This is a genomic window from Enterobacter cloacae complex sp. Mu1197 (genome assembly GCF_040059225.1).
GTDB lineage: Bacteria > Pseudomonadota > Gammaproteobacteria > Enterobacterales > Enterobacteriaceae > Enterobacter > Enterobacter quasiroggenkampii.
Map to the genome: position 1 here is coordinate 50803 of NZ_CP157375.1, position 12707 is coordinate 63509.

Consider the following 12707-nt stretch of genomic DNA (forward strand, 5'->3'; position numbering starts at 1 on the left):
TATGGATACCCGTCACCCACCCGTTCGTTTCTCGCAGCGTCTGATCAGCTGGATTGTCTGCGGCTTAATGGTCTGGCAGCCGATGGCTCCTGCCGTCGCGGCGGCGCTTACGCCGACCGGGCAGACCACGGTCGATCGGGCGGGGAACGGGGTGCCGGTCGTCAACATCGCCACGCCCAACGGGGCGGGTATCTCGCATAACCAGTTCGGTGAGTATAACGTCGGCAAAGAGGGGCTTATCCTCAATAACGGCACGGACCGTTTAACCCAGACCCAACTGGGCGGGCTTATCCAGAACAACCCCAACCTGCAGGCCGGGCGGGAAGCGAAAGGCATTATCAACGAAGTCACGGGCGCCAGCCGCTCGCAGCTGCAGGGCTACACGGAAGTCGCCGGTAAAGCAGCAAACGTCATGGTGGCCAACCCGTACGGCATTACCTGTAACGGGTGCGGATTTATCAACACCCCGAACGTCACCCTGACCACGGGGAAACCGCAGTTCGACGCCAGCGGTAACCTGCAGGCGCTGGAGGTGACGAAAGGCGCCATCACGGTTGAAGGCCAGGGGCTGGATGCCAGCAAGAGCGACGCGCTGTCGATCATTGCGCGCGCGACGGAAGTGAACGCCGCGATACATGCGAACGACCTGACGGTAACGGCAGGGGCGAACCGTGTGGGCGCAGACGGCAGCGTCAAACCGATTGCCGATGAGGGCGCCGCGCCCGTGGTGGCCGTGGATACCGGCGCGCTCGGCGGGATGTATGCCAACCGTATCCGCCTGGTCTCCAGCGAGACGGGCGTGGGGGTGAACCTCGGCAACCTCACCGCGCGCCAGGGCGATATTCAGCTGGATGCGGGCGGGAAACTGACGGTCACGAACAGCCTGGCCAGCGGCTCGATTACCGCGAATGGCGCGGGAGTGGTCCTCAACGGCAGCCATCAGGCCGGGGGCGCGCTGAATGTGACCAGCTCGCAGGATGTGGAACTCAATAACAGCACGCTCGCCAGCCAGGGCGATATGCGCCTTTCCGCTGCGGGGAAAGTGCAGACGACGGGCGGCGGGACAAACAGCGCGGGCGCGCTGTCGGTGAGCAGCGGGCAGGGGATGACGCTCAGCAATACCTCCCTGGTCTCCCGCGGCGCGGCGACGCTGGACAGTAAAGATACCCTGACCGTAAACGGCGGCGGCGTGTCGGCACAGGGCGGGGCGCTAACCGTCACGAGCAAACAAGGAATGGCGCTTGCGGATGCGACGCTGACAGGCCAGGCCGACACCACGCTGTCCACCGACGGCAGCCTGACGCAGCGCGGCGGCAGCGTCACCAGCAAAGGCGCGCTCAGCGTGGCGGCCGGGAAAGATATCACGCTGACGAATACCCGCAGCGGTAGCGATACCCGCGCGACCCTCAGCAGCGGCGGCACGCTGTCATCCACGGCCAGTGCGGTCTCGGCAGGAGAAAATCTGGCCCTGAGCGGCGGACAGTTGGTGATGGACGGCCAGAGCCGGGCCGATGCCACGGGCGATGTCCGCCTGACGGGCAGCGCCGTTAGTAATCAGGGGCAGGTGAATGCGGGGCGTGACATTGCCCTCTCCGGCAACAGAGTGTCCAACAGCGGCCAGCTGGCAGCGAAAGGCCATCTTGACGTGAATGCAGGAGAGCTGACAAACGGTGGCACGGTGCAGGGTAACGACGTCACCCTGAAGGGGCAGACGGTCACTAACAGCGGTACCCTGCAGAGCGCCGGTAACCTGGCGCTAAGCGCCGGTAACCTGGAGCAGCGGGGCACGCTGAGCGCGAAGGGCAATGCAAACGTCACGGCGCAGCAGACCCTCCGTAACAGCGGCAGCCTGCTGGCTGACGGGGCGATGAGCGTGACGGCAGACGCGCTTGAACAGAATGGCACCCTGTCCGGCGCGACGGCGCTGACGGCGCAGACCGGCACCCTGACCAGCGGTCAGGCGTCCCGTACCACCAGTCAGGGCAATGTTCAGATTACCGCGACCCGCAGCGCCAGCCTGAACGGGCAGACGGACGCGGCGGGGGCATTAACCGTCAGCACCGGCGACCTGACCACCGGCCAGGATGCGCATCTGCAGAGCGGGCAGGGGCTCACTCTGCAGGCGCAGAATGCCGCGCTGAACGGCACGCAGGCGGCGAAGGGTGCTCTGTCGGTGACGGCGGGCACGATTGCGCACGCCGGGAAATCCACCGGTAACGCGCTGAGTTTTAACGCGACCGGCGACCTGACCAGCGGCGGAGAGCTTACCGCCAGCGCCATCGCGCTCAGCGGACAGAACATCCTCCAGTCCGGCGTCGCAAAAGCGGAACGCTTGACCCTGACGGCTCCTGAACGCATCGCCAACAGCGGTACGCTGGTTGCCGGTACGCTGGCGCTGGACGCTGCCTCGGTGGAGAACAGCGGACTGCTGCAGGGGACCACCCTGCTCGGCCTGAAGACCGGGTCACTCACAAACCTCGCGGGCGGATCGGTCTACAGCACGCAGGATTTTACGCTGAACGTTCCGGTGCTGTCTAACAGCGGGCTTATCACCACTGACGGCACGCTGCACCTCCGGGGCGACACGCTGACAAACCAGGGTGAAATCAACGGCGTCAGCCTGAGCAGCGACTACCTCAGCCTGACCAACACCGATACCGGACGCCTGCTGGCGGACGACCGGCTCACCCTGAACGGCACTGCGTTTGCTAACGCGGGCAATATTGCGGCCAGCGACCTGCACATCACGGCGAACAGCCTGCAAAACCAGGGCACTGTCGAGGGGGACTCGGCGCTGACGCTCGGCGTGGCAGACCTCACTAACCGTGGCGCGCTGCGCAGCAGCGGAACGCTGACGCTCGGCGGTGAGACGCTGGTCAACAGCGGTGAGCTCAGCGCCACCGCGCTGCTGCTGAACCTGACCCGACAAGCCAGCAACGATGCCGACGGGCGGGTGATTGCCCGGAACGGCCTGACGCTGACTACCGCCAGCCTGACGAACAGCGGGCTGATGGCCGGTACCGACGCGCAATTTAACAGCGCGTCGGTGACCAACGGCGGCACGCTGCAGGGAACACACTCCCTGACGACGACCGGGGCACAGCTCAGCAACCAGCAGGCGGGCATGCTGCTCTCCGGTGGCGCGCTCGCCCTGCACCACACCACCCTGAACAACGCCGGGCTGCTGCAGGGCAACACCCTGAACCTCGCCACCGGTGAGTGGATGAACACCGGTAACGCGCTGGGGGAAACGGGCGTGACGGCGGCGGTGACCGGCACGCTGACCAACAGCGGTAAGGTGCTCAGCCAGCAGGCGCTGGACGTCCAGGCCGACAGGACCGATAACCGTGGCCAGCTGCTGGCGAAAGTGCTGACCCTGCGGGGCGACCTGCAGAACAGCGGTCTGCTTCAGGGCAGCAGCACGCTGGCCTGGTCCGGGAACACCTTCACGAACCAGCCTCAGGGCCAGGTGACGGGCGGCGAGACCCTGACGCTCAGCGGACAAACCCTCAGCAACGCGGGCAGCCTTCAGGGGCGCAGCGCGACGCTTGACGCCGGGAGCCTGAATAACCAGGGCAGCATTCAGACGCTGGATGCCCTGACGCTTTCCGCGACCGGCAGGCTGGATAACACGGGCGCCCTGCTCAGCCAGAATCTGTTCACGCTGACGGCGGCGCAGCTGTTCAACGACGGCCAACTGGCCGGGAAAGCCCTCACGATGAAGGCTGCGCAGCTGAACAACACCGGGATTCTTCAGGGCAACGACACGCTGGTGCTGACCACCCGCGCGCTGAGCAACGGCGCCACCGGGCAGCTGGTGAGCGGCAGTCCTCTGAACTTATCCCTCGACACGCTCGATAACGCTGGCCTGTTGCTGGTGAAGGGCGGGTTCACCCTGCGGGGCAGCGACCTGACGAACCGGGGCGATATTCAGGCGCAGAGCCTGGATTTGGGCCTGAGCAATGCCCTGACCAACACGGGGAACATCGTTGCCACCGACGATGCCGTGCTTAACGCGACGACGCTGACCAGCAGCGGCACGGTGGCGGGCAAAACGCTGACAGCAGGCGGTACTGAGCTGCGCAACAGCGGCCTGATGCAGGGCAGCAACGCGGTTAACGCCACCGCCGACCGCTTTATCAACGAGCTGAACGGTAAATGGCTCTCCGGCGGCGGCTTCACGCTGACGGGCGGACAGCTGACCAACGCCGGTTCGCTGCAGGGCGCCACACTGGGCATGACCGGCACCACCCTCACCAACAGCGGCACGGTGAACGGGCAGACGGGACTCAGCGGCACGCTCAGCGGGGCGTTAACGAATACCGGGCTGCTGCAGAGTGGCGGCACGACCGCCTTCACCGCGGATACCCTGGCGAACCCGGGGCGCATCACCGGCGGTACGCTGTCCCTCACTGCCCGCGATATGAACAACGGCGGGCTGATGCAGGGAACGAATGGCCTGGCGCTCACCGGGACCACGTTGACCACGGGCGCGACCTCGCGCACCCTCTCCGGCGGCATGTTGACGCTGGATGCAGGCCAGCTGACCACGCAGGGCACGCTGCAGGGGAACGGCGCGGACATCCGCGCCAGCGACTGGGCGCACGGCGGGTCTCTGCTCAGCCAGGGAACGCTGACGGCCACGACCGGCGGCACGCTGACCTCAACCGGCTCGCTGATGAGCCAGGGTAGGACGGATATCACCGCACAGACGCTGGATAACCGCGGGCAGCTCCTCAGCGAGGGCGATGTGACGCTCGGCGGCAGCACGCTTAAAAACAGCGGTACCGTGCAGGGGAACACCCTCGCGCTGCATCAGAACAGCATTAACAACCAGGGCACCTTAACCGGTCTGCAGAGCCTGACCGTTCAGGGGCAGCAGCGGCTGATGGCGCGCATGGCGATGGCCGCGCCTCAGCAGGAGCTGATTAACGGCGCAGGCGGTAAGCTTCTCACCCAGGGTACTCTGACGATTGCGTCCGGCGCGGTGACCAACGCCGGCAGCTGGCAGGCACAGAATATTTTGCTTAACGCCCGGTCGCTCAATAACAGCGGCGCGGTGCAGAGCGCCGACGCGCTGCAGATGACGCTGGCCGATACGCTCACCGGAACCGCAGGCAGCAGGATCACCGCGCTGGGTGCGGCGACGCTGCAGGCCGCGACGCTGGCGAACCAGGGCCAGTGGGCGGCGAAAAACCTGACGCTGACAGGCGGCACGCTCAGCAACAGCGGCGCCATCAGCGGTGTGAATGGCCTGACCCTCAGCCAGACCGGCGTCGTCAGCCAGCAGTCTGGCGGCACCCTGCTGTCCGGCGGGGCGCTGAACATCACGGCGGCCTCCGTCACCAGCGACGGCAAAATGCAGGGGGGCACGCTCGGCATCACCACCGGGGCGCTCACCAACAACGGACGTCTGCAGGGCGATAACGGCGCGACGCTGGCCCTCAGCGGGACGCTGACCAACAACAGCGGAGGCGAAATCGTCAGCCGCGATGCGCTGACGCTGACCACGCCCGCGCTGTTTAACTACGGCCTTATCCAGGGCGGCGGCGAGACGCGCGTGACCGCCTCCTCGCAGGCGCGTAACGACGGCAGGCTGCTTTCCGGCGCGCGCCTGACGCTCGGCACGCCGCAGTTCACGGGCACCGGCTGGCTGCAGGCCACCGACCTGATCCTGAATGCGGCAAACGCCACCAACGGCGGCACGTGGGTGGCCGATCGCGCCACCCTGACCGGCACCAACTTCGCCAGCCAGGGCACCACCCAGGCGGGACAGCTGACGGTGAACTACAGCCAGCTGAACAACAGCGGCACGCTGCTCGGCAACACGCAGCTGAATATTGGCGCGGACCAGGTAACCCAGAGCGCGGGCGGCAAGCTGCTGAGCGGCGGCAACCTGTGGCTGCAAAGCCGGGGGCTGGACCTTACCGGCCAGCTGGTGTCCCTGGGGGACTTAACGCTGCAGCTGACGAACGCGTTTACCAGCAGAACCGCTGTGGCGGCAGGCAGAACCCTGACCATCAACAGCGGCGGCGACATCGATAACCGCAGCGTGCTGCAGGGGCAGGCGGTCAACCTGAACGCGGGCGGGCAGCTCAGCAACAACGGACAAATCACCACCGGCGGCGGCGTGAGTACGCTCTCCGGCAGCAGCGTGGCGCTGAACGCCGCGGGCTCGGTGCAGGGCGGAGGTGACATCACCGTGGCCAGCCGGAGCAATATTACCGTGGACGGCTTCACCGGCACGCGCGGCTCGCTGACCCTGAGCGCGCCGGGCGCCATCGTCAACACCGCGCTACTGTACGCGGCGAATAACCTGGCGCTGTTTGCCGACAGCATCACCAACCAGCGCGGCGACATCATGGCGGGGAACAACCTGTGGATGCAGCGGGATGCGGCGGGAAATGCGAACAGCCAGGTGGTGAACACGTCGGGGAATATTGAGACGCAGAATGGGGATATTGCGATCAGGACGGGGCATTTGCTGAACCAAAGGGATGGTCTGGTGGTGCTTAACAGCAAAACCGAAAACCTGATGGAGCAGGTCAAGTGGTTGAAGGACGGCTATGCGGATATCCCTCTTTCTGAGCTGATCGCGGGAACCGATTATGGCTATATCGTCATGGAATCCTGCAGCGGCGGTGGCAGTCCTGGGCACGGAGCTGGTCCTACATGCAGGGATATAGCTACTCCGATGCCGATGAAAAACAGTCCGGCGAAAGAGATTGCGATTTTACGAACGACACAAACTGTGTCCGCAAATGGTGGAGCGGGACGGATTAGTTCAGCCCAGGGGATGGTCATTCAGGCGGGACAACTGGAAAATAATGCCAGTACACTGCTTGCCGCGAAAGATATGTTGCTTTCTGGTACGACTCTGCAAAATCAGTCATGGACTGATGGTACAGTGACGCGTTACAGGACATATGTTGCCGACCGTGAGCAATATAATCGTAAAGCAAATCCCTCCGCGTCGGTCGACGCAGATGTTTATAAGAAGACCCCCATTCACTATGTCGCACAGGGTGATGATCGGGACGAAGGATCCGGAGGAACAATATATCGTTCCGTCATCCAGGCGGGCGGTAACGTCACCGCAAACTTCACCAGTAACATCAGCAACACCAATACCACTGCGAACGCGGGCGGCGTTAGCAACGTTATCTCCACGCCGTCGCTGAACACCCTCAGCAACCAGAGCGTCGGCAGCGGCGTACAAAAACAGGGGCTGAACACGACCGGCACCGTGGCGGTGAACTCGCCGCAGTGGAACGATCAGCTCCAGGGTGCGCTGCAGCAGCTTAACGGCGGCGGCGCGCTGGAAAACGGCGGCGCGTCCGGCACGCCTCTCAGCAACATTGGCACCAGGCAGAAAGGCAACGCGAACCTCGGCCAGCTGGGCGCACTGGCGAACGCCGGGGTCACCACCGCCGATCTCAGAACCGCTCAGGGCGGCGCCGTAGGGCATTATCAGGGCCAGCGCGTCGATACCAGCGCTTACCCGCTGCCGTCGGGCAACAACGGCTATTTCGTCTTCTCCGATAACCCGAAAAGCCCGTACCTGATCAGCATCAACCCGAAACTGAACGGTCTCGGACAGCTTGATCCCGCCCTGTTTGCCGACCTGAACGCAATGCTCGGGGTCAAACCGTCGTCCACGGCGCCACAGGAGACGCGGCTGGCGTTTACCGACGAGAAGCAGTTCCTCGGCTCGTCTTACATGCTCGGCCGTCTCAACCTGAACCCGGATTACGATTACCGCTTCCTCGGTGATGCGGCGTTCGATACCCGTTATGTCTCCAACGTGGTGCTCAACCAGACTGGTAACCGCTACCTGAACGGCATCGGCTCCGATCTGGATCAGATGCGCTATCTGATGGACAACGCCGCGGCGGCGCAGCAGTCGCTGGGCCTGCAGTTTGGCGTCTCGCTGACCGCCGATCAGATTGCCGCGCTCGACCACAGCCTGCTGTGGTGGGAGAAAGCCACCGTCAACGGCGAAACCGTGATGGTGCCGAAACTCTACCTGTCACCGAAGGACGTCACCGTCAATAACGGCAGCGTAATCGCGGGCAACAACGTCACCCTGAAGGGCGGCGACATCACCAACAGCGGCAGCTCGCTGCTGGCGAAAAACAGCCTGACGCTCGACAGCCAGAACAGCATCAGCAACCTCAACAACGGCCTGATGAAAGCGGGCGGCGACCTGAACCTGAGCGCCATCGGCGATATCAATAACATCAGCTCCACCATCAGCGGCAAAACGGTCGCGCTGGAGAGCCTGGACGGCAGCATCAACAACCTGACCCAGGTTGAGCAGATTGATATCAACGCCGGAGGGAAGTACGGCAAGATCGGCCTGAAAGACACCCTGCTGGGCAACACGGCGTCTATTACCGCACAGGATGGCCTGTCGCTTGAGGCGGGGAAAAACATCACCGTTACCGGGGCGAACCTGGCCTCCGGCGGCGATATGCTGCTGAACGCGTGGGGCGATATTGCCGTCAACGCGAATCAGATCAACGACGCATTCAGCTCCAGCCGGGCGAAAACCAGCCGTTCGTCCGTCACGTATCAGGGCAGTAACGTCACCGCGGGCGGCAACCTGCTGGTGAACGCCGGGCACAACCTTGACGTGACCGCCAGCGACCTGAAGGCGGGCGGCAGCGCGGGGCTGAGCGCGGGCAACGATCTCAATCTGAACGCGGCACAGACCAGCGAAAGCAGCCGTAAAGGGAAAAGCGAGTCCCACAGCACCGGGCTCGACCGCACCACGATTTCCGCAGGCGATAACCTGGTGCTGAAGGCCGGGCAGGATATCAACGCTCAGGCCGCCGCACTGGCGGCGGAGAAAAGCGTCGGGCTGCAGGCGGGTCGCGACGTGAATCTGGCGGCGGAAGAGACCACGCAGGGCGATAGCTATAAGTCAGGCAAGAAAACCGTCATCAACGAATCGGTACGCCAGCAGGGAACCGAGATCGCCAGCGGGGCGAATACCCAGATCCTCGCCGGGCGCGATGTCACCACCGAAGCCGCGCAGGTAACGGCGAAGGGCGATATCGGCGTGGCGGCGGGCCGCGACGTCAATCTCAATACCGCAACCGAAAGCGATTATCACTACAAAGAGCAGACCAAAACCAAAAAAGGGTTCCTGAGCAAGAAAACCACACACACGATCGAGGAGAACAGCGCGACGCGTGAATCCGGCTCATTGCTGAGCGGCGATAACGTGCAGGTGGTGGCGGGCAATAACCTGCGGGTGTTCGGATCCGCCGTGGCGGGCGACGGCGACGTGAAGCTTAAGGCGGGCAACAACGTCGATATTGTGGCAGCGACGAACAGCGATACCTCCTGGCGCTTTAAGGAAGAGAAAAAATCCGGCCTGATGGGGTCGGGCGGGATTGGTTTCACCATCGGCAGCAGCAAAAGTACCCAGGATCTCCGTGAGAAAGGCACCACCCAGAGCCAGAGCTTCAGTACGGTGGGCTCGACGGGGGGGAGCGTTGATATTGCCGCCGGTAATCAGCTGCATGTCGGCGGCGCGGATCTGGTGGCTGGCAAAAATATGACGCTCACCGGCGACAGCGTGACGATCGAGCCGGGCCACGACAGGCTCACCAGCGATCAAACCTTCAAGCAGAAAAGCAGTGGCCTGACGATTGCCCTCTCCGGCGCAGTGGGTGACGCGGTGAACACTGCGGCCAGCACGGCAATGGCGGTGAAAGACCAGAGCGATGGCCGTCTCGCCGCACTGCAGGCGACCAAAGCGGCACTGTCGGGTGTTCAGGCCGTGCAGGCCAACCGTCTCGCTGAAGCGGCTAACGGCAGCGATCCCACCAACAATGGCGCGTTCGGCGTGATGGCCTCCATTGGCGGACAGTCCTCTAAATCCACCTCACACTCGGAGCAGGACAAAACGACCGGCAGCACGCTGAATGCCGGGGGTAACCTCGCCATCACGGCGACAGGTCAGGGCAACGCTGCCAACAGCGGTGATATTACCGTGGCGGGCAGCCAGCTGAAGGCTGGCAAGGATCTGACGCTCAATGCGGCTCAGGATATCAACCTGACGAGTGCAGCCGACACCAACAAACTGACGGGCAGTAACTCCAGCAAGGGTGGCTCAATCGGGATCGGTATTACCGCCGGTCCGAATGGCGCGGGCATCACCGTCTCTGCCAGCGTAAACGCCGCCAGAGGCAGCGAAAAAGGCAATGGAACCTCCTGGAACGAAACGACGCTGGATGCCGGACAGAACGTCAACCTGACCAGCGGCCGCGATACGGTACTTAAAGGCGCGCAGGTCAACGGCGATAAGGTCACGGCGGATGTCGGGCGCGACCTGACCCTCAGCAGCTTGCAGGATAGCGACAAATACAACAGCAAACAGCAGAGTATGAATGCGGGTGCAAGCTACACCTGGGGAGCGGGCAGCGGTAGCGGCAGCTTTAGCATCAGCCGCGACAAGATGAAGAGCAACTACGACTCGGTCCAGGAGCAGACCGGGATCTTCGCTGGCAAAGGCGGCTTTGATATTAACGTTGGCAACCATACGCAGCTGGACGGTGCGGTGATTGCCAGCCGTGCTGATGCAGACAAAAACCGCCTTGAGACCGGTACGCTGGGCTTTACGGACATCAACAATAAGGCGGAGTATAAGGTTGAACATCAGGGTGTCGGCTTCAGCAGCGGCGCTGGGGTTGCGGGTAATCTGGTTAGCAACATGGCCAGCACAATGCTGGCAGGAATGGGCGGCAGCGGCCATGCTGAAGGGACCACGCAATCAGCGGTAGCCGACGGTGCTATCATTGTTCGCGACCAGACTAACCAGAAGCAGGACGTCAGCACGCTCAGCCGTGACACTGACCATGCCAACGGCAGCATCGACCCGATCTTTAACAAAGAGAAAGAGCAGAAACGCCTGCAAACCGCGCAAATGATTGGCGAGATCGGCAATCAGGTTGCGGACATTGCGCGCACCAACGGCAAGATTGCGGCCACGGAAGCGGCCAATGAGAAGATGAAAACCGCGGGCAGCGATGCGCGTAACGCCGCCATCAGCCAGCTGAAAAAAGACGGTAAAGAGGTTACCGATCAGGCGATTCATGACCAGATGTACCAGACCTTCTATAACGAAGCGTTTAACCAGTCTGGCATGGGAACGGGGCAGAGCACCCAGCGCGCCATCACGGCAGCAACGGCGGCCATTCAGGCGCTGGCAGGTGGTGATATTAAAGCTGCGATTGCGGGCGGTGCCGCGCCGTATATCGCCAATGCCATCGCGAATGCCATCCCGGAGAAGGATCTTAAGGGACGCGTGCTGGCCCATGCGGTTGTCAACGCCGCACTTGCAGCCGCTTCCGGAAGAGATGCGGCGTCGGCCGCAGCCGGTGCGGCGGTGGGTGAGCTGGCTGGTAAGATTGCGGTTGACGGTTTTGGCAAACAGGTCAGTGAACTGAGCGAGGAAGAAAAACAGGCTGTATCTGCGCTGGCGACACTGGCTTCTGGCCTGGCTGGTGGGCTTGTCGGAGACAGCAGCGCGAACGCGGTAGCGGCGGCTCAGGCGGGCAAAACGACGGTTGAGAATAACTATCTGAGCAGCAAGGATATCAAGACGTTCACTGAGCAATATGCCAGGGCTAAAACCGATGCTGAGAAAGAGGCACTCATCGCCGGGCTGAAAAAACTCGATGTTGAGCAGCAGAAACAGGCATTATCGACAGGGATTTCGATAAAAGATCAGAAGGAGGTGCTGGCAGACCTGAAAACACTCGCTGCATCGCCCGACTGTACTGCGAAATGCCAAGAGTTGACTGCTTACTCTATTAGTGAGCTTGAGCCAGTAACTAACAATACGCAATTACATGAAGACAATCTCAAAAAAGGAATACTGGCTAGCGTTATCTATGCTCTGACTATCGAGAAACCAACTTCCGGTAGTTCTGGTTCTGGTTTGTCTTCGCTGACAAAAGAGCAGCAACAGTTGATCAGAAATGCCGAAACGATCACAACAGCTAAAGGAATACAGAACCCTTATCCGAGGGATTTGAATGAGAAAATTTTATGGAATGATGTTAAGGCCAATCCTGCGAAAGGACAACCACTTGATGGAATGAATAACGATCCTCGATTCCCAAGTTCTGCGGGCTTTCAAAAGATGCAAGTTACTCATGAGTTGCCGGATGGTTCTAATATCACAATACATTACCAGTACAACTCGAATACTGGTAAAGCGTATGACATGAAAATAACAACACCACAGGCTAATCCTTTACAGCCGGGGCCATCATTAAGAGACACAAAGTGAAAATAAAAACACAACGTTCCGATACAATGATTGAAGTATTTGCGATGTATTGGATAAAAGACAACCTTTATTTCCTTGGTCACTCCAAAGGCTATAGAGGATTGTTGGCATATAAAGCTAAAGATGTCGAGATCATTGAATCTGATTTATCAGGTGATTTCACTTATTTTGCTAATAGTGGATGTGGTATTTACCATTCAGCACTTATCAAAGAGAAATTGCTTGATGATCTACTTGAAGGCGATGAAATTGCTTATAAACGCTTCTTGGAAATTCTAAAAGAAGAAGGTCGTATAGAGTAATTATTATTTTATCAATTCAATAAATTCCGCCATAAGTGGCGGGATTTTTTTTGCTCCACAATACTATTCGACAATTATTAAATCCATCCCGGTAGATT

At 61.2% G+C, this 12707-nt stretch carries 2 protein-coding genes; both read left to right on the forward strand.

Going from position 1 to position 12707, the window contains the following annotated elements; all coding sequences use genetic code 11:
• Position 1 precedes the first annotated feature (1 nt).
• Entirely contained in the window at positions 2 to 12307 is a 12306-nt protein-coding gene (cdiA, locus tag ABFV38_RS00270) for a contact-dependent inhibition toxin CdiA (RefSeq protein ID WP_348958129.1), read from the forward strand.
• Complete coding sequence (locus ABFV38_RS00275; RefSeq protein WP_069719885.1) at positions 12304 to 12609, forward strand: hypothetical protein; 306 nt, start codon at positions 12304 to 12306, stop codon at positions 12607 to 12609. The genes cdiA and ABFV38_RS00275 overlap by 4 nt, the downstream gene beginning before the upstream one ends.
• Positions 12610 to 12707 lie beyond the last annotated feature (98 nt).

What these genes read in the sequence shown, in the direction of transcription:
- cdiA (WP_348958129.1), top strand. Translation starts at nt 2, where the DNA reads ATGGATACCCGTCACCCACCCGTTCGTTTCTCGCAGCGTCTGATCAGC.